Raw genomic sequence first — 17,171 nt, 5'->3', positions numbered from 1 at the left:
GCTTCCGGGCGCTGACCGGCCGGGGTGTGCGCGCCACGGTGGACGGCGTGGACTGGGCGGTCGGCGGGCCGGCGCTGCTGCGCGAACTCGACGCCGCGGTGCCGGACGACCTGGCCCGGGCCGCGCGGGAGTGGTCGGGCCGGGGTGCCGCGGTGCTGCACCTGGTCCGCCTGCCCGAGGGCGCCCCACCCGAGGTGGTCGCCGCGTTCGGGCTGGAGGACCAGGTCCGCCCGGAGGCGCGGGCCGCCGTGGCCGAGCTGCGCGACCTCGGCGTACGCAAGATCGTGATGATCACCGGCGACGCGCGCCCGGTCGCCGAGGCGGTCGCCGCCGACCTCGGGTTCCGGCCCGGCGTCGACGAGGTCTTCGCCGAGGTGCTCCCGGCCGACAAGGACAAGGCGGTGGCCGAGCTGCGCGGCCGGGGACTGACGGTGGCGATGGTCGGCGACGGCGTGAACGACGCCCCGGCGCTCGCTCGCGCCGACGTCGGGCTGGCCATCGGCGCCGGTACCGACGTGGCGATCGAGTCCGCCGGGGTGGTGCTCGCCGGCTCCGACCCGCGCGGTGTCGGCGGCGTGATCCGGCTGTCCCGCGCGTCGTACCGGAAGATGCGGCAGAACCTGGCCTGGGCGGCCGGCTACAACGTGGTGGCGATCCCGCTCGCCGCCGGTGTCCTCGCCTGGGCGGGGATCGCGCTCAGTCCGGCGCTGGGCGCGGTGCTGATGTCCGCCTCGACGATCGTGGTGGCGCTCAACGCCCAGCTGCTACGCCGGGTCCGGATCACCCCGGCCGACTGAACCGCAGTTCCGGTCCCGAGCCGCCTGGCGGCTCGCGGATGCGAGCCACCACGCCCCTTCCGGCTGGCACCTGCGGGCCGCTAGGGTGAGCGCGTGACGGTGTTCCGGATCGGTGAGGCAGCCGAACTGCTCGGGGTCAGCGCGGACACGGTCCGCCGCTGGATCGACGCCGGCAAGCTGCCGGCCACCCGCGACGAGCACGGCCACCGGGTGCTCGACGGCGCCGACGTGGCAGCGTTCGTCCGCGCGCCCGGCCACCCCGAGCTGTCCTCGGCCCGCAACCGGCTGCGTGGCATCGTCACCGCCGTCGTGAAGGACACCGTGATGGCCCAGGTGGACATCCAGGCCGGGCCGTTCCGGGTGGTGTCGCTGATGAGCCGCGAGGCCGTCGACGACCTCGACCTCCAAGTCGGCTCCGTCGCCGTCGCGGTGATCAAGTCGACCACCGTCGTGGTCGAGCGCGCCCCCGCCGCCACCCCCAGGGGAAGGACGAGCCCGTGACCGTACGGTGGATCCGCGCCGCGCTCGCCGCCGCGCTGGTGGGGGCGCTGGGCCTGACCGGGTGCGGCGGCGCCGACGAACCGGCCGGGCCCGACGGCGCCGGCCCGGTGACCGTGTTCGCCGCCGCCTCGCTCACCGAGTCGTTCACCACACTCGGCAAGGAGTACGAGGCCGCCCACCCGGGCCGCACCGTCACTTTCAACTTCGGCGGCAGCTCGGGCCTCGCCACCCAGATCACCCAGGGCGCGCCCGCCGACGTGTTCGCCGCCGCCTCCCCGGCCACCATGAAGACGGTCACCGACGCCGGTGATGCGGCCGGCGAACCGGCGGTGCTGGTACGCAACCAGCTCGTCGTCGCCGTACCCCGAGGCAACCCGGCCCGGGTCGGCGGCCTGGCCGACCTCGCCCGCCCCGGCGTCAAGGTGGCGCTCTGCGCGGAGCAGGTGCCCTGCGGCGCCGCCGCGCGTACCGCGCTGGACGCCGCTGGTGTGCCGCTCACGCCCGCCACGCTCGAACAGGACGTCAAGGGCGCGCTGGCCAAGCTGCGCCTCGGCGAGGTCGACGCGGCACTGGTCTACCGCACCGACGTCCGCGCCGCCCCCGGACTCGACGCGGTCGAGTTCCCCGAGTCGGCGCGCGCGGTGAACGACTACCCGATCGTGGTGCTGCGCGCCGCCGGCAACCCGGCCGGCGCTCGCGCCTTCGTCGACTTCGTCCGCTCCGACGCCGGGCTCGCCGTGCTCACCGCCGCCGGGTTCCAGGCGCCCTCCGGCACATGAGCCGTGCCGTACGCCGGCAGCGGGTGCCGATCGCCCTGCTCGTGCCCGCCGGGTTGGGACTGGCCTTCCTCGTCCTGCCGCTCGCCGGGCTGCTGCTCCGGGCACCCTGGACCACGCTGCCCCAGCGGCTGACCGAACCGGGTGTGCTCACCGCGCTGCGGCTGTCGCTGGAGACCGCCACCGTCGCCACGCTGCTCTGCGTGGCGCTCGGCGTACCCCTGGCCTGGCTCTTGGCGCGGGTGGAGTTCCCCGGCCGGCGGCTGGTCCGGGCGCTGGTCACGGTGCCGCTGGTGCTGCCGCCGGTGGTCGGCGGCGTGGCGCTGCTGCTGGTCTTCGGCCGGCGCGGGCTGGTCGGGTCGTGGCTGGACGAGACGTTCGGGGTGACGTTGCCGTTCACCACCGCCGGGGTGGTGCTGGCCGAGGCGTTCGTGGCGATGCCGTTCCTGGTCATCGCCGTCGAGGGGGCGCTTCGTGGCGCCGACCCCCGGTACGAGGAAGCCGCCGCCACGCTCGGCGCCGGACGGTTCACCACCTTCACCCGGGTGACCCTGCCGCTCGTCGCCCCGGGAGTGGCGGCCGGGGCGGTGCTCTGCTGGGCCCGCGCGCTCGGTGAGTTCGGCGCCACCATCACGTTCGCCGGCAACTATCCCGGCCGCACGCAGACCATGCCGCTGGCGGTCTACCTGGCGCTGGAGACCGACCTGCAGGCGGCGATCGTGCTGAGCCTGATCCTGCTCACCGTCTCCGTGGTCATCCTCGCCGCGCTGCGCGACAAATGGGTCGGGACGACATGAGTGTGCTGGACGCGCATCTGGTCGCCGAGCGGGACGGCTTCACCCTCGACGTGCGGCTGCGCATCGCCGCCGGTGAGGTGGTGGCGCTGCTCGGCCCCAACGGCGCCGGCAAGACCACAGCGCTGCGGGTGCTCGCCGGGCTGCACCCGCTCGCCGCCGGTCACCTCACGCTCGACGGCGCCGACCTGGACCGGCCGGACCGCCGGGTGTGGACGCCGCCGGAGCGCCGGCCGGTCGGCGTGGTGTTCCAGGACTACCTGCTGTTCCCGCACCTCAGCGCGCTGGACAACGTGGCGTTCGGGCCGCGCCGCCGGGGCGCCGACAAGCGCGCCGCCCGCGCCCGGGCCCAGGAGTGGCTGGACCGGGTCGGCCTCGGTGACCAGGCCCGGCGCCGGCCCCGGCAGCTCTCCGGTGGGCAGGCGCAGCGGGTCGCGCTGGCCCGCGCGCTCGCCGTCGACCCGGCGCTGCTGCTGCTCGACGAGCCGCTCGCCGCGCTCGACGCCCGGACCCGGCTGGACACCCGCGCCGAACTCCAGCGCCACCTCGGCGCGCACCCCGGCGCGACGCTGCTCGTCACCCACGACCCCCTCGACGCCCTGGTGCTCGCCGACCGACTGGTCATCGTGGAGCACGGCCGGGTGGTGCAGGAGGGCGACGCCGCCACCGTCACGGCCCGGCCGCGCACCGACTACGTGGCCCGGCTGGTCGGCCTCAACCTGCACCGGGGCCGCGCCGACGGACATGTCGTCACCGTCGGTGAGCTGACGCTCACCACCTCCGACACCGTCCACGGTGAGGCGTTCGTCGCGTATCCGCCGGCCGCCGTCGCGCTGCACCCGTCCCGGCCGGAGGGCAGCCCGCGCAACGTGTGGGCGGCCACCGTCACCGGTGTGCAACGCCACGGCGACAACCTGCGCGTGCAGCTGGCCGGGCCGGTCGAGGTCGCCGCCGACGTCACGCCCGCCGCCGCGGCCCACCTCGGACTGATCCCCGGCCGCCTGGTCTGGGCGGCGGTCAAGGCAGCCGAGACGCGCGCCTATCCGGCGTGACAAACACCGCTGGTCGCGACATGTGCGCAGGTGAGAGGTTTGATCTGCGCTCAACCGGTCACTGGGACGGTAGCGACGACGCAAAGGGGGACACGGTGCCCGACACGATCCGCAACAGGTCCAGTCTGGACGCCGACCTGCCACGGGGAGTCACCGACCCGTTGCTCTGGCGGGCCGCGTACGACGTTGCCGTCGCCCACCGGCCCGACGATTCCGGCCGGTGCGAAAGCCTGCTGTGTGACGGTCAGGTCGCGCCGTGTGACGCGCTGACCGCCGCCCACCGCGCCATGGAACTGGCCGGGGACCGGGACTCCGACCGGGCCGAGGCCGAGACCTGGCGTACGGAGCAGCGCCGGCGCGCCGCTTGAGCGTCAGGTCGCGGGCGGTTCGAACCGCTGATGCCCCGCTTCCGTGTTTATGATCGACAACTCGGTCGGAATGCGGGGAAGAGGAGAGTTCGTGACGGTCGACGCCCACGCGTTCTGGCTCCGCGCCCCCGGCGAGGGCGAGATCCGGCCGGTCCGGCTCGCCGACCCAGGCCCCGGTGAGGTGCTGGTCCGCACCCGCTTCTCGGGTGTCAGCCGCGGCACCGAGACGCTGGTGTTCACCGGCCGCGTCCCGGCCGACCAGCACGACGCCATGCGCGCGCCGTTCCAGGAGGGCGACTTCCCGGCACCGGTCAAGTACGGCTACCTCAGCGTCGGCACCGTCGAGGCGGGCGACGAGCGGCTGCTCGGCCGTACCGTCTTCTGCCTCTACCCGCACCAGAGCGCGTACGTGGTGCCGGCCGACGCCGTGACCGTCGTGCCGGACGGCGTACCGGCCGAGCGCGCCGTGCTGGCCGGCACCGTGGAGACGGCTGTGAACGCGCTGTGGGACGCCGCCCCGCTGGTCGGCGACCGGGTCACCGTGATCGGCGGCGGGATGGTCGGCTGCGCGGTGACCGCGCTGCTGACCCGCTTCCCCGGCGTACGCGTCGAACTGGTCGACGCCGACCCGGCCCGCGCCGGTGTGGCCGCCGCGCTCGGCGCCGACTTCGCCACACCCGCCGACGCCACCGGCGAGCGCGACCTGGTGGTGCACGCCAGCGCCACCGCCGACGGGCTGCAACGCGGCCTGGAGCTGCTGCGCCCCGAGGGCACCGTGCTGGAGCTGAGCTGGTACGGCGACCGGCCGGTCACGCTGGCGCTGGGCGGCGCGTTCCACTCCCGACGGCTGGGCATCCGCAGCAGCCAGGTCGGCACCGTCTCGCCCCGGCGGGCCGACCGCAGCTACGCCGACCGGCTCGCGCTCGCCCTGGACCTGCTGGCCGACCCGGTGTTCGACGCGTTGCTCACCGGCCGGTCCCGCTTCGACGACCTGCCCGACGTGCTGGACCGGCTCGCCTCGGGTGAGCTGCCGGCGCTGTGTCATCTCATCACCTACGGCGAGGAGTGATCGTGTTCAGCGTGACCGTCCGGGACCACATGATGGTCGCCCACAGCTTCCGCGGCGAGGTCTTCGGCCCGGCGCAGCGGCTGCACGGGGCGACGTTCGTCGTCGACGCCACGTTCCGCCGCGCCGAGCTGGACGACGACGGGATCGTGGTCGACATCGGGCTGGCCACCGAGCAGCTCAGGGCCGTGCTCGCCGAGCTGAACTACCGCAACCTCGACGACGAGCCCGCCTTCGCCGGGGTGAACACCACCACCGAGGTGCTGGCGCGGACGATCGCCGACCGGCTCGCCGACGCGGTGACGGCCGGCCGGCTGGGGGAGGGCGCGCGCGGCCTGGCCGGGATCACCGTCACGCTGCACGAGTCGCACATCGCGTGGGCGAGCTACGAGCGGTCGCTCTGACCGGATGACAGTCGTCCACGTGGTGCTGCCGGGCGACATCGACGACCCGGCGGACCCCAGCGGCGGCAACGCCTACGACCGCCAGGTCTGCCGCGGTCTGGCCGCGCGCGGCTGGGCGGTACGCGAACACCAGGTACCCGGCGGCTGGCCGCATCCGGGGCCGGGGGAACGCGCCGACCTGGCCGGGCTGCTCGGCGGGCTGCCCGACGGCGTACCGGTGCTGCTCGACGGCCTGGTCGCCTCGACCGTGCCGGACGTGCTCGCCCCGCACGCCGCGCGGCTGCGCCTGGTGATCCTGGTGCACCTGCCGATCGAGGGCGAGACGGAGGCACGGTCACTGGCGGCGGCCACCGCAGTGGTCGCCACCAGCGCGTGGACCCGCGACCGGCTGCTCGACCGCTACCGGCTGCGCCCCGAACGGGTGACTGTCGCGCCACCCGGCGTCGACCCGGCGCCCGTCGCCGACGGCACGCCCGGCGGGGGACGGCTGCTCTGCGTCGCCGCGGTCACCCCGGTGAAGGGCCACGACGTGCTCGCCGCCGCGCTCACCGAGGTGGCCGACCTGGACTGGACCTGCGACTGGGTCGGTCCACCGGACCGGGACCGGGCGTTCGCCGACCGGCTGCGCGGGCGGCTCACCGCTACCGGTCTCGCCGGCCGGGTCCGGCTCACCGGTCCGCGCACCGGCCCCGACCTGGCCGCCACGTACGCGGCGGCCGATCTGCTGGTTCAGCCGTCGCGGCGGGAGACGTACGGGATGGTGGTCACCGAGGCGCTGGCCCGGGGCGTACCGGTGCTGGCGAGCGACACCGGCGGCCTGCCGGACACGCTCGGGCACGCCCCCGACGGCGACCGGCCCGGCCTGCTGGTGCCGCCGGGCGACCCGGGCGCGACCGCCGCGGCGCTGCGCCGCTGGCTCACCGACCCGGGCCTGCGGGACCGGCTGCGCCGCGCCGCCCGGCAGCGGCGGCACACCCTCACCGGCTGGACGGTCACCGTGGACCGGCTGGCGACGGCACTGAAGGAGGCGACCGCCGCATGACCACCTCACTCCCGCCCGGCTTCGCGGACTGGCTGCGACTGCGCGAGCCGGCCGACGCGGCGGCCCGCAGCACCGAGCTGGCCGACGCGGTCCGCGATCGGCTGCCCGCCGGCCGGCCGCTCGTCGTGCACGACCTGGGCAGCGGCACCGGATCGATGGCCCGCTGGCTCGCGCCCCGGCTGCCCGGCCCGCAGCGCTGGGTGCTGCACGAACGCGACGCGGACCTGCTGGCGCTGGCCCGGGCCGGGCGGCTCACCGCCGCGGACGGCGCCGAGGTCACCGTGACCACGCGCGGCTCCGACGTCACCCGGCTGACCGCCGCCGACCTGGCCGACGCCCACCTCATCACCGCGTCGGCGCTGCTGGACATGCTCACCGCGGAGGAGGTCGAGCGGATGGCGGCGGCCTGCGCCGGCCACCCGACGCTGTTCGCGCTCACCGTGACCGGACGGGCCGAGTTCACCCCGCCGGACCCGCTGGACGCCGAGCTGACCGCGGCGTTCAACGCCCACCAGCGCCGCACCGTCGACGGCCGGGTGCTGCTCGGGCCGGACGCCGTGGACGTCACGGTGGCCGCCTTCCGCCGCCACGGCGTCGAGACGCTCGTGCGGCCGACCCCGTGGCGGCTCGGCCCGGAGCAGGCGGAACTGGCCGCCGAGTGGCTCACCGGCTGGGTCGACGCGGCGATCGAGGAACGACCGCATCTGTCCGGGCCCGCCGCGACGTATCAGAAGTGGCGGCTCGCCGAGGCCGCCGCCGGGCGGCTCGACGTGGTGCTGCACCACGCGGACCTGCTCACCGGCTGAACCGAACCGGCTGCTGGCACGTGACAACCGGTGGGAACGAGGGAGGACCGTTTGTCACACGTCGCCGTCGCCGTCGCCGGACCCGTACCGGCTGTCACGCCCGCGCCGCCGCGCCGGGCCCGGGCGGGCCGGGCCTGGATCCGCCCGCTGCTCGGGCTCGCGGTGCTCGCCGCGCTCGTCGCGTCGGTGGGCACCGGCCCGTTCCTGGCCGGGTTGCGGCTGATCGACGCGCCCGCGCTGGCCGCCGCGCTCGGCATCGGCGTGATCACCACCGTCTGCTGCGCCTGGCGCTGGTCGCTGGTCGCCGGTGGGCTGGGCGTACGGCTACCGATGCGCGCCGCGGTGGCGCACTGCTACCGGGCGGTCTTCCTCAACTCCACGCTGCCCGGCGGCGTGCTCGGCGACGTGCACCGGGCGGTTCGGCACGGCCGCGACGCCGGGGACGTGGCCCGGGGCGTGCGGGCGGTGGTGTGGGAGCGCACCGCCGGGCAGGTGGTGCAGGTGGTCATCGCGGTGGCGCTGCTCGCCGCGTTCCCGTCGCCGGTACGCCGGTACCTGCCGGCGCTGGCGGCAGTGCTCGCCGTGGTCGCGCTGGCGCTGGTGCTCGCCGCCCGCGCGGTGCCCCGCTCCGGGGCGTCCCGCTTCGCCCGGGCCGCCCGGACCGCTGTCGCCGACGTCCGCTCCGGCGTGCTGGGCCGCCGGACCTGGGCCGGCGTGGTGGTCGCCTCGACAGTGGTGTTCGCCGGTCACCTGGCCACGTTCGTGGTGGCCGCTCGCACGGCCGGCACGGACGCGCCGCTGTCGCACCTGCTGCCGCTGACGCTGCTGGCGCTGCTGGCGATGGCGGTGCCGCTGAACGTGGGTGGTTTCGGGCCGCGCGAGGGGGTGGCCGCGTGGGCGTTCGCCTCGGCCGGGCTGACCGCCGCGCAGGGTGTGGCGACCGGCATGGTGTACGGCGCGCTGGTGCTGGTGGCCAGCCTCCCCGGCGCCGCGGTGCTGCTCGCGCGGCGGCTGCCCCGGCGCGAGCCCGGCAACTGTCGGTGATCCCGCCTACGGTGGGGGAGCGAGGTGTGCGTCGCCGGGTCCGCCCGGCGACCGGACGACAGGAGAACCATGGACGAAACGCTGCCCACCGCGACGGTCCGGACCCGCGTGACGGTTCCGCTCCGGTTCCCCGACGGCTACGTGACCACGGCCCGCGTGCACACCTTCCACGGTCTCGTCGACGGCCGCGAGCACCTGGCGTTCGGTCTCGGTGAGCACGCCGACGCCGACCCGCCGCTGGTCCGCCCGCACAGCGAGTGCCTCACCGGGGACGTGTTCGGCAGCCAGCGCTGCGACTGCGGCCCGCAGTTGCGCGAGGCGGTCGAGCGGATCGCCCAGGCCGGCGGCTACCTGCTCTACCTGCGGCAGGAGGGGCGCGGCATCGGCCTGTACGCCAAGCTCGACGCGTACGCCCTGCAGGACGGCGGCCTCGACACGTACGAGGCGAACCTGGCGCTCGGGCGCGGCGCGGACGAGCGCGACTACACGGTGGCCGCGCAGATGCTCGCCGCGCTGGGCGTGGACCGGGTGTCCCTGCTCAGCAACAACCCGGACAAGGCGGCCCAGCTCGAGCAGCTGGGCGTGAAGGTGGCCGACCGGGTGTCCACCGGCGTGCACCTGTCGCCCGCCAACGCCGGCTACCTGGCGGCCAAGGTGACCCGCGCCGATCACGCCCTCGACCTGCCGTTCGTGCCGTGACCACCCGCCCGTACGTGCTGCTCAGCTGCGCGATGTCGATCGACGGCTACATCGACGACGCGAGCACCGAGCGGCTGCTGCTGTCGAACGACGACGACCTGGACCGGGTGGACGCGACACGGGCCGGTTGCGACGCGATCCTGGTCGGTGCGGCCACCGTGCGCCGCGACGACCCCCGCCTGCTGGTGCGCAGCGAGCACCGGCGCGCCGAGCGGGCGGCGCGCGGGTTGCCGCCGTCGCCGGTGAAGGTGACCGTCACCGGCAGCGGCGACCTCGACCCGCGGGCCCGGTTCTTCACCGCGGGCGACGGGCTCAAGCTGGTGTACTGCCCGAGCGGCGTGGTGGACAAGGCCCGCGAGCAGGTGGGCGCGGTGTCCACTGTCGTCGACGCGGGCGATCCGGCCACCGCGGAGGCGGTGGTGGCCGACCTGGCCGGGCGCGGGGTGACGCGCCTGATGGTGGAGGGCGGCGGGACGGTCCACCGCCAGTTCCTCACCGCCGGCCTGGCCGACGAGTTGCACCTGGTCGTGGCGCCGTTCTTCGTGGGGGACGGGCGGGCGCCGCGCTTCGTCGGGGACGGCCGCTTCCCGTGGCACCCGGGCCGTCGGGCCCGGGTGGTCGAGGTGCGCCAGATCGGCGACGTGGTCCTCACCCGGTACGCGCTGTCCGACCGCTGCCCGGCCTGACCGTCGTGTCGATGCGGTCCGCCCTTGTGCAAGCTCACGGTCGTGATTAGTTTGTTGACCATCCATACGAACTAATCCACTGCGCTTCCCTTCCCGAAGGGGGACCGATGACCGCGCACCACCCCGACCCGGGCTCCTCCCGCCGCCGCTTCCTCGGCCTGGTCGGCCTCGGCGTGGCCGCCACCGCCACCGGCCCGCTGCTCGCCGGCTGCTCGGAGAAGCCGGCCGGCTCCGGCGCCGCCCAGAACCTCGACGCCGTCTCCGGCCTGCTGCCCACCCGCAAGGACCTGCCCGGCGGCATCAAACCCGACATCACGGGTACGCGCCCGGTGCCCGACGGCTACACCAGCTACCCGGCGAACCTCGTCGACGCCATCACCGACAAGCCCGGCACCAGCGGCAAGCAGGTCACCGCGATGACCCCCGCCTGGGGTCCGGCACCGCCCGGAGCCGCGCAGAGCGCCTACCTCCAGGCCGTGAACGCCGAGCTGGGCGTACCAGTCAACTTCACCATCCAGGACGGCAACACGTACGCCGACAAGCTCAACGCGATGCTCGGCGCGCGGGACGTACCGGACCTGCTGTGCGTGCCGGGGTGGGAGGTGGAGAAGATCCCGCGCTTCGCCGAGGCGATCAAGGTGCTCTTCGAGGACCTGACCGACCACCTCAAGGGCGACGCCGCCGCCGCGTACCCGATGCTGGCGAGCTTCCCCACCGGAGCCTGGCGGCGGGCGGTGTGGAACGAGCGGATCATGTCCGTGCCCAACCCCACGGACGGGCCGTTCCCGTGGGCGCTGTTCACCCGCAAGGACGTGCTCGACGCCCGCGGCCTGGGCGTGCCGGCGAACCTGGACGACCTGCTCGCCGCGGCCAAGCAGGTCACCGACCCGGCGCGCAAGGTGTGGGCGTTCAACGACGTCTTCGCCATGATCCAGATGTTCCACAAGGTGCCGGGCCACAAGGGCGGATGGCGGGTCAAGCCGGACGGCACCCCCGAGTTCAAGTACGAGACCCCGGAGTTCCGCCGCGCGCTGGAGGTCATGGCCAAGATCTACGCGGACGGCCTGGTCCACCCGGACATCATGGCCAGCAAGGGCGCGGACGCCAAGCAGCTGTTCGCCAAGAACGGCGCGATCGTCTTCCTCCAGGACGGCGTCGGCTTCTGGCAGGGCGCCCAGGCCGAGCACCAGAAGACCAACCCGAAGCTGAACATCCAGCCGGTGCCGATCTTCTCCGCCACCGGCGGCGACCCGCTGGTCTGGGGCGACGACGAGCCGATCTCCTACACGTTCGTCAAGAAGGGCCTCGGCAAGGACCGGGTCCAGGAACTGCTGCGGATCATCAACTGGTGCTCCGCGCCGCTCGGCAGCCAGGAGGCGCAGCTGCGGGACTTCGGGGTCGCGGGCAAGCACCACACCCCGTCACCGAACGGTCCCGTCAAGACCGACCTGGCGTTCAAGGAGATCGCCAACCAGTACTTCTTCATCAGCGGCCGCAACCCCACCATCGGGCCGTTCCCGGACACCCCGCGCTTCGTGCCGGACGTGCTCGCGTACTCCAACGAGATGGTCAAGCACATGGAGCCCAACCCCTGGGCCGGGGTGAAGCTGGAGATGCCCGCGGCCTACAAGGCCAACCAGGTGCCCACCGAGGACAAGTTCACCGACGTGCTGCGCGGCCGCCGGCCGCTCAGCGACGTGGACGCCATCGTCAAGGAGTGGAAGGCGAACGGCGGCGAGGAGGCCCGCAAGCTGCTCGCCGACTCGCTGCCCAAGGAGGGCCGGTGAACGAGCCGGCCGTCCTGGCCGGGCCCGAACGGGCCCGGCCGGACGCGCCGGCCCCACCCGGCCGCCCGCCCCGACGCCGCCCGTCCCGCCGCCGGGTGCCGCTGCGCACCCGGCTGCGCCGGGACTGGCAACTGCTCGCCATGGTGGCGCCCGGCTTCCTCATCCTGCTGATCTTCAGTTACCTGCCGATCGCCGGCAACGTGATCGCGTTCCAGGACTACAACCCCTACCTGGGCGACAACCCCTGGCAGGCGTTCCTGCACAGCGACTGGATCGGCTTCGGGCAGTTCCAGCTGCTGTTCGACGACCCGGCGTTCTGGGACGCGTTCCGCAACACGCTGGCGATCACCGCGTTCCAGCTCGTCTTCTTCTTCCCGCTGCCGATCCTGCTGGCGATCGCACTGCACAACCTGCTGTCCAGCCGGCTGCGCGGGCTGATCCAGACGATCGTCTACCTGCCGCACTTCTTCAGCTGGGTACTGGTGGTGACGTTCTTCGTCGCGATGCTCGGCGGCGCCGGGCTGCTCGCCCAGAGCATGCGCGAGGCCGGGATGCAACCGTGGAACGTGATGACCAACCCGGACACGTTCATCGTCCTGGTCACCGTCGAGGCGGTGTGGAAGGACGTCGGCTGGGGCACCATCGTCTTCCTCGCCGCGCTGTCCACCATCGACCAGAACCTCTACGAGGCCGCCGCCGCGGACGGCGCCGGCCGGTGGCGGCGGCTGTGGCACATCACGCTGCCCGGCCTGCGCCCGGTGATCGTGCTGCTGCTCATCCTGCGGCTGGGCGACGCGCTCTCGGTCGGGTTCGAGCAGTTCCTGCTGCAACGCGACGCCGTCGGCCGGCAGGCCGCCGAGGTGCTCGACACCTTCGTCTACCACTTCTCCATCGCCACCGGGAACTACGGCTACGGCGCCGCGGCCGGACTGTTCAAGGCCGTCATCGGGCTGGTTCTCATCCTGGCCGCGAACCGCGTGGCGCACATGCTCGGCGAACGAGGGATCTACTCGAAGTCATGACCACGCTGATCCGCCGGGCCGCCGGCGACCGATCCCGCCGGCCGGTGTGGCAGGAACCGCCCACCCCGGTCGGCCAGGGGCTCAAGGCCGTCCTGCTCACCGTGCTGGTGGCGGGCGTACTCTTTCCGCTCTGGGTGATCCTGGTGACCAGCCTCTCCTCCCGGGAGACCATCGCGCGGGCCGGCGGTCTGGTGGTCGTGCCCCGGGGCATCGACACGTCCGCGTACGAGACGATCTTCGCCGGCGGTGCGGTGACCCGGGCGCTGTGGATCAGCACGCTGGTCACCGTCTTCGGCACCGCCATCGCGCTGACCGTCACCGTGCTCGCCGCGTACGGGCTGTCCCGGCCGGGCTCGCTGGGCCACCGCTGGCTGCTGGCGTACTTCCTGATCCCGTTCCTGGTCTATCCGCCGCTGGTGCCGCGCTACCTGGTGGTCACCGGGCTGGGCCTGAAGGACACCATCTGGGCGCTGGTCCTGCCGCCGGCGATCAGCGTGTTCAACCTGGTCGTGGTGCGCGGGTTCTTCCAGGGCATCCCGTCGGAACTGCTGGACAGCGCCCGCATCGACGGCGCGAGTGACTTCCGGACGCTCGCGCGTATCGTGCTGCCGCTGTCCCGCGCGGTGATCGCCGTGGTCGGCCTGTTCTACGCGGTCAGCTACTGGAACGTCTGGTTCGACGCGTTGCTGTTCATCGACCGCAACGACATGTACCCGATCCAGCGGGTGCTCCAGAGCTACCTGCTGGCCGGGCAGGCCCCGCACACCTCCGGCGGCAGCAGCGGGGTGACCATGCCGCCGACCGAGGCGGTCAAGATGGCGGTGGTGGTGCTGACCGTCGCGCCGATCGTCGCGGTCTACCCGTTCATCCAGCGGCACTTCGTCAAGGGCGTGCTGATCGGCGCGGTGAAGGGCTGAGGCCGCGGGTCTGTCACAGCACCTGGGACAGGAAGCGTCGCAGTCGTGGGTGCTCCGGCGCCTCGAACACCGCCTCCGGTGGCCCGGCCTCCAGCACCACGCCCGCGTCCATGAACGCCACCGTGTCGGCGACGCTGCGCGCGAACCCCATCTCGTGGGTGACCACGACCATCGTCATCCCGGCGGCGGCCAGGTCCGCCATCACCGCGAGCACGCCCTTCACCAGTTCCGGGTCCAGCGCGCTGGTCGCCTCGTCGAACAGCATCACCTGCGGGCGCAGCGCGAGCGCCCGCGCGATGGCGACGCGCTGCTGCTGGCCGCCGGAGAGCTGCGCGGGCCGCGCGTCCGCCTTGCCGGCCAGGCCCACCAGGTCGAGCTGGGCGCGGGCCAGCGCCACCGCCTCGTCCTCGCTCATCTTCTTGAGTTTGCGCAGCGCCAGCGTGATGTTGCGCAGCACGCTCAGGTGCGGGAACAGGTTGAACTGCTGGAACACCATGCCGATGCGCTGGCGCAGCGCGTCCGGGTCGTCGCGCAGCACGCTGCGCCCGTCCAGCAGCACGTCACCCCGGTCCGGCTCGATCAGCCGGTTGATGGTGCGCAGCAGCGTCGACTTGCCGGAGCCGGACGGGCCGATCACGCAGGCCGCCCTTCCCCGGGCCACGTCCAGGTCCGCGCCGCGCAGTACCCGGTGCGCGCCGAAGGCCAGGTGCACGTCGCGGACGGCCAGGCTGACCGAGGTCGTGGTGGTGGTCATCGCGGGTCCTTTCCGGACGGGGTGAGATCCGCCGGCTCGGCGTCGGGCTCGGGCTCGGGCGGCGCGGCCGGGCGGCCCTGCCGCAGCCGCCGGTCCAGCCAGTTGACCGCGTGGGTCAGCGGCACGGTCAGCACCAGGTAGAACAGCCCGGCCAGCAGCAGCGCGGACTGGTTGCCGGTGTTGGCCGCGTAGTCCTGCCCGATCCGGAACAGCTCCCGCTGGCTGGCCAGCAGGCCGAGGAAGTAGACCAGGCTGGAGTCCTTGATCAGCGCGATGAGCTGGTTGACCCAGGCGGGCAGGACCCGGCGTACGCCCTGCGGGATGATCACCAGGCGCATCGCCTCGCCCCAGGAGAAGCCGAGCGCCCGCGCGCCCTCCAACTGGGCGGCCTCCACGCTGAGGATGCCCGCCCGGAAGATCTCACCGAGGTAGGCGGCGGCGATCAGGGACAGCGCCAGCACGCCCAGCGGATACGGGTTCGGGCCCCACACCTGCATGCCGAGCGGCGCCAGGCCCACGCCGATCAGGAGGATGGTCGCCGCGGCCGGCAGGCCGCGGAACACGTCGGTGTAGACCCGTGCCGGCCACCGCAACCATCGGGTACGCGAGATGCCGGCGACGGCCAGCAGCATGCCCAGCACCGAGCCGAGCAGGGCGGCGGAGACCGCCAGGGTGAGCGTGTTGGGCAGCCCGACGGTGAGCATCTCGGGCAGCGCCTCGCGCATCGAGTCCCAGTCGAAGAACGTCTCCCACAGCGTGCTCAGTGGATCCATGTCCGCTCCGTCCGCCCCGCTCGTGCTCGGTTACCGGTTCAGGAGGCGGCCGACGGCGACGGCACCGCCACCGACCCGCTGCCCGGCTTGAAGTCGGCCGGGATCGGCCGCCCCGGGTAGTACTCGGCCTGCAGGCGGCTCCACGTGCCGTCGGCGATGACCTCGTCGAGGCCCTTGTTCAGCGCCTCGCGCAGCTTGTCGTCGCCCTTCGCCACCGCGTACGCGGTAGGGGTGGGGCTGAGCTGCTTCGCCGCGACCTTGATCTTGCCGTTGCTGTCGGCGGCGGACTTGTCGCCGATCTCGGCCGGGGCGATCCAGGCGTCAGCGGTACCGGCCTTGAGCTGGTTGATCGCGCTGTTGTAGTCGGGCACCCGCACCGGGTCGAGGTTCTGCTTGGTGGCGTAGTCGTCCTGCACCGTGCCCTGGACCACCACCACGCGCTTGCCGGCGAGCTGGTCGAAGCCGGTGATCGAGGAGCCGGCCGGCACGTCCAGGCCGAAGTAGCCGAAGTCGTAGCCGTTGCCGAAGTCCACTGTCTTCTTGCGCGCCTCGGTGATCGTGATCGAGGAGCTGCCCACGTCGAACTTGCCGCTGTTGACCTGCGCGAGCAGGCCGGAGAAGTCGGTGCCGACGAACTCCACCTTCAGGTCGATCTTGGCGGCCACGGCACGCAGCAGCTCGTTGTCGAAGCCGGTGAACTCACCGTCCTTCAGGAAGACGTTCGGCGGGGCGTCGGTGAGCGTGCCGGCGCGGATCACGCCGGGCTGGAGCAGGCCGTACGGGTTGTCGGCCGCGGCGGTGTCGTCGTTGCCGCAGGCGGTGAGCGCGGTGACGGCGAGCAGGGCGGCCGCGCCGACGGCGGCGGCACGGGTCAGGACGGTACGGAAACGCACGATGTCTCTCCAGAGTGGATGGACGCGCGCGGTGCGCGTCGACGCCGGCCCGCCGGACGGACGGCCGGGCCGGAGAAGGGTGGAACGGGGAAAGGAGGAGTGGCGTTCGCTCAGCGCGCGAGGCGACAGGCGTCGCTGCACACCCGCATCAGGTCGACGTGGCGGCGCTTGACCAGCGCGAAGCGGGCCGGGTACGCGGCGACGTCGCCGGACGGGGTGGAGGGTGGTGCGGACATCGGTCTCCCTGGTCTGTTGCTGACCTGGGTGCCAGGCCACGCTTGCACCGGCGGCTGCCGGTGCCTGGTCTTCACCCGGGGCACCCCACCGCGGAGGAGGGTTGCCGGCCAGCGAGCCGGGGCTTCGCGCTGGCGCTCATGACCTGCCCAGAAGGCTAGCAGCACCGCCGAGGTGGTCGTCCAGCGGTTATGACCACCCTCACGTGGCCCCCGCACCGGCGGGCCGGGACGCCTGCCGCGCGGGTGCGGCCGGTGAGCCGCAGAATGGGCGAATGAGCGACCGGCGGGTGGCAGTCGACGACCTCGGTGCGTGGTTGATCAAGGGGAACGCGGACGCGGTGGACCTGACGGCCCGCTTCGTCGCCGACCCGCGCGTCACCGGCTGGTGCGTCCGACCGGGTTACCGGGTACGGCTGATGCGCGCCGGTCAGCCGGTCGTGTTCTGGGCCAGCGGCAGCAGGGGCCGGGCGCCGTACGGCGTCTGGGGCGTCGGCCGGATCGCCGCCCCGCCGGAGCCGGGTGCGCCGGGCGAGGCGTGGACCGCGCCGCTGGACCTGACGATCCTGGACGAGCCGCTGCGGGTACGCCGCGAGGTGCTGCGCGCCGACCCGCGGCTGGCCGGCGCGGAGGTGCTCCGGCAGCCGCAGGCGGCGAACCCGTCCTACCTGACAGTGGCCCAGTTCGAGGCGCTGCGCGCCTACCTGCCCCGCGACGGCGGCGGCTGACCGGCCCGTCCGGCGCGCCGGTGCCCGGG

At 73.8% G+C, this 17,171-nt stretch carries 21 protein-coding genes and 1 riboswitch; of the genes, 17 read left to right on the top strand and 4 right to left on the bottom strand.

What is annotated here, in order from left to right; translation table 11 throughout:
* From AC2CHG_RS22545 to AC2CHG_RS22470, 16 genes are all read left to right on the top strand, one after another.
* Positions 1–797: HAD-IC family P-type ATPase (locus AC2CHG_RS22545; protein ID WP_484525510.1), on the top strand; the 797-nt coding region annotated here is incomplete at its 5' end.
* A 93-nt stretch (positions 798–890) separates the two neighbouring features.
* Complete coding sequence (locus tag AC2CHG_RS22540) at positions 891–1,298, top strand: TOBE domain-containing protein (protein WP_135240553.1); 408 nt, start codon at positions 891–893, stop codon at positions 1,296–1,298.
* On the top strand, positions 1,295–2,077 hold the full coding sequence (modA, locus tag AC2CHG_RS22535; protein WP_262011856.1) for a molybdate ABC transporter substrate-binding protein: 783 nt from the start codon (positions 1,295–1,297) through the stop codon (positions 2,075–2,077). The genes AC2CHG_RS22540 and modA overlap by 4 nt, the downstream gene beginning before the upstream one ends.
* Positions 2,074–2,871 carry an ABC transporter permease gene (locus AC2CHG_RS22530; protein WP_355508032.1) on the top strand — a complete coding sequence of 266 codons (798 nt, stop codon included), beginning with the start codon at positions 2,074–2,076 and terminating at the stop codon, positions 2,869–2,871. Before modA ends, AC2CHG_RS22530 begins: the two co-directional genes overlap by 4 nt.
* Positions 2,868–3,920, top strand: a complete 1,053-nt coding sequence (locus tag AC2CHG_RS22525; RefSeq protein ID WP_484525509.1) for an ABC transporter ATP-binding protein — start codon at positions 2,868–2,870, stop codon at positions 3,918–3,920. Before AC2CHG_RS22530 ends, AC2CHG_RS22525 begins: the two co-directional genes overlap by 4 nt.
* 95 nt (positions 3,921–4,015) lie before the next feature.
* Complete coding sequence (locus AC2CHG_RS22520) at positions 4,016–4,288, top strand: hypothetical protein (protein WP_262011853.1); 273 nt, start codon at positions 4,016–4,018, stop codon at positions 4,286–4,288.
* 49 nt (positions 4,289–4,337) lie between these two features.
* On the top strand, positions 4,338–5,357 hold the full coding sequence (locus AC2CHG_RS22515; RefSeq protein ID WP_484525508.1) for a zinc-dependent alcohol dehydrogenase: 1,020 nt from the start codon (positions 4,338–4,340) through the stop codon (positions 5,355–5,357).
* Between the two features lie 2 nt (positions 5,358–5,359).
* A complete protein-coding gene (locus tag AC2CHG_RS22510; protein WP_262011851.1) occupies positions 5,360–5,758 on the top strand; it encodes a 6-pyruvoyl trahydropterin synthase family protein in 399 nt (132 codons plus the stop codon).
* Between the two features lie 4 nt (positions 5,759–5,762).
* Entirely contained in the window at positions 5,763–6,800 is a 1,038-nt protein-coding gene (locus AC2CHG_RS22505; protein ID WP_484525507.1) for a glycosyltransferase family 4 protein, read from the top strand.
* The gene (locus tag AC2CHG_RS22500) at positions 6,797–7,606 is read left to right on the top strand and encodes a small ribosomal subunit Rsm22 family protein (protein WP_355508022.1); all 810 of its coding nucleotides are present in this window, start codon (positions 6,797–6,799) and stop codon (positions 7,604–7,606) included. The genes AC2CHG_RS22505 and AC2CHG_RS22500 overlap by 4 nt, the downstream gene beginning before the upstream one ends.
* A gap of 138 nt (positions 7,607–7,744) precedes the next feature.
* Positions 7,745–8,650 (top strand): lysylphosphatidylglycerol synthase transmembrane domain-containing protein, encoded by a 906-nt coding sequence (locus tag AC2CHG_RS22495; RefSeq protein ID WP_484525511.1) that lies wholly within the window; start codon positions 7,745–7,747, stop codon positions 8,648–8,650.
* 69 nt (positions 8,651–8,719) lie between these two features.
* Positions 8,720–9,349, top strand: a complete 630-nt coding sequence (locus AC2CHG_RS22490) for a GTP cyclohydrolase II (RefSeq protein ID WP_484525506.1) — start codon at positions 8,720–8,722, stop codon at positions 9,347–9,349.
* Positions 9,346–10,035, top strand: coding sequence for a RibD family protein (locus AC2CHG_RS22485; protein WP_318334389.1), 690 nt, complete (start codon positions 9,346–9,348; stop codon positions 10,033–10,035). The genes AC2CHG_RS22490 and AC2CHG_RS22485 overlap by 4 nt, the downstream gene beginning before the upstream one ends.
* 107 nt (positions 10,036–10,142) lie before the next feature.
* On the top strand, positions 10,143–11,822 hold the full coding sequence (locus tag AC2CHG_RS22480; RefSeq protein ID WP_357208984.1) for an extracellular solute-binding protein: 1,680 nt from the start codon (positions 10,143–10,145) through the stop codon (positions 11,820–11,822).
* Positions 11,819–12,844, top strand: coding sequence for an ABC transporter permease (locus AC2CHG_RS22475; protein WP_262011845.1), 1,026 nt, complete (start codon positions 11,819–11,821; stop codon positions 12,842–12,844). Before AC2CHG_RS22480 ends, AC2CHG_RS22475 begins: the two co-directional genes overlap by 4 nt.
* Complete coding sequence (locus tag AC2CHG_RS22470) at positions 12,841–13,761, top strand: carbohydrate ABC transporter permease (RefSeq protein WP_262011844.1); 921 nt, start codon at positions 12,841–12,843, stop codon at positions 13,759–13,761. Before AC2CHG_RS22475 ends, AC2CHG_RS22470 begins: the two co-directional genes overlap by 4 nt.
* A gap of 13 nt (positions 13,762–13,774) precedes the next feature.
* On the opposite strand, the gene AC2CHG_RS22465 is transcribed toward AC2CHG_RS22470, so the two are convergent.
* The 4 genes from AC2CHG_RS22465 to AC2CHG_RS22450 form a co-directional block, all read right to left on the bottom strand.
* Positions 13,775–14,515: an amino acid ABC transporter ATP-binding protein gene (locus AC2CHG_RS22465; protein WP_262011843.1), complete on the bottom strand. Its 741-nt coding sequence runs from the start codon at positions 14,513–14,515 to the stop codon at positions 13,775–13,777.
* Positions 14,512–15,288: an amino acid ABC transporter permease gene (locus AC2CHG_RS22460; protein ID WP_135240538.1), complete on the bottom strand. Its 777-nt coding sequence runs from the start codon at positions 15,286–15,288 to the stop codon at positions 14,512–14,514. The genes AC2CHG_RS22465 and AC2CHG_RS22460 overlap by 4 nt, the downstream gene beginning before the upstream one ends.
* A gap of 38 nt (positions 15,289–15,326) precedes the next feature.
* Positions 15,327–16,181, bottom strand: coding sequence for an ABC transporter substrate-binding protein (locus AC2CHG_RS22455; RefSeq protein ID WP_262011842.1), 855 nt, complete (start codon positions 16,179–16,181; stop codon positions 15,327–15,329).
* A gap of 110 nt (positions 16,182–16,291) precedes the next feature.
* Positions 16,292–16,417 (bottom strand): hypothetical protein, encoded by a 126-nt coding sequence (locus AC2CHG_RS22450; protein WP_013286752.1) that lies wholly within the window; start codon positions 16,415–16,417, stop codon positions 16,292–16,294.
* A gap of 33 nt (positions 16,418–16,450) precedes the next feature.
* Positions 16,451–16,561: riboswitch (SAM riboswitch) on the bottom strand.
* Between the two features lie 128 nt (positions 16,562–16,689).
* Between AC2CHG_RS22450 and AC2CHG_RS22445 the strand changes: the two genes are divergently transcribed.
* Positions 16,690–17,142 (top strand): EVE domain-containing protein, encoded by a 453-nt coding sequence (locus tag AC2CHG_RS22445; protein WP_357208980.1) that lies wholly within the window; start codon positions 16,690–16,692, stop codon positions 17,140–17,142.
* Positions 17,143–17,171 lie beyond the last annotated feature (29 nt).

The organism is Micromonospora sp. ATLC20 (genome assembly GCF_057196585.1).
Note: the sequence above shows the minus strand (reverse complement) of the source record. Positions and strands in the feature narration are given on the sequence as shown.

Bases quoted from the DNA above. Each gene is read 5' to 3' on its own strand.
- AC2CHG_RS22530 (WP_355508032.1), top strand. From the start codon at position 2,074: ATGAGCCGTGCCGTACGCCGGCAGCGGGTGCCGATCGCCCTGCTCGTG.
- AC2CHG_RS22525 (WP_484525509.1), top strand. From the start codon at position 2,868: ATGAGTGTGCTGGACGCGCATCTGGTCGCCGAGCGGGACGGCTTCACC.
- AC2CHG_RS22515 (WP_484525508.1), top strand. From the start codon at position 4,338: ATGATCGACAACTCGGTCGGAATGCGGGGAAGAGGAGAGTTCGTGACG.
- AC2CHG_RS22505 (WP_484525507.1), top strand. From the start codon at position 5,763: ATGACAGTCGTCCACGTGGTGCTGCCGGGCGACATCGACGACCCGGCG.
- AC2CHG_RS22500 (WP_355508022.1), top strand. From the start codon at position 6,797: ATGACCACCTCACTCCCGCCCGGCTTCGCGGACTGGCTGCGACTGCGC.
- AC2CHG_RS22490 (WP_484525506.1), top strand. From the start codon at position 8,720: ATGGACGAAACGCTGCCCACCGCGACGGTCCGGACCCGCGTGACGGTT.
- AC2CHG_RS22480 (WP_357208984.1), top strand. From the start codon at position 10,143: ATGACCGCGCACCACCCCGACCCGGGCTCCTCCCGCCGCCGCTTCCTC.
- AC2CHG_RS22470 (WP_262011844.1), top strand. From the start codon at position 12,841: ATGACCACGCTGATCCGCCGGGCCGCCGGCGACCGATCCCGCCGGCCG.
- AC2CHG_RS22465 (WP_262011843.1), bottom strand. From the start codon at position 14,515: ATGACCACCACCACGACCTCGGTCAGCCTGGCCGTCCGCGACGTGCAC.
- AC2CHG_RS22460 (WP_135240538.1), bottom strand. From the start codon at position 15,288: ATGGATCCACTGAGCACGCTGTGGGAGACGTTCTTCGACTGGGACTCG.
- AC2CHG_RS22450 (WP_013286752.1), bottom strand. From the start codon at position 16,417: ATGTCCGCACCACCCTCCACCCCGTCCGGCGACGTCGCCGCGTACCCG.
- AC2CHG_RS22445 (WP_357208980.1), top strand. From the start codon at position 16,690: ATGAGCGACCGGCGGGTGGCAGTCGACGACCTCGGTGCGTGGTTGATC.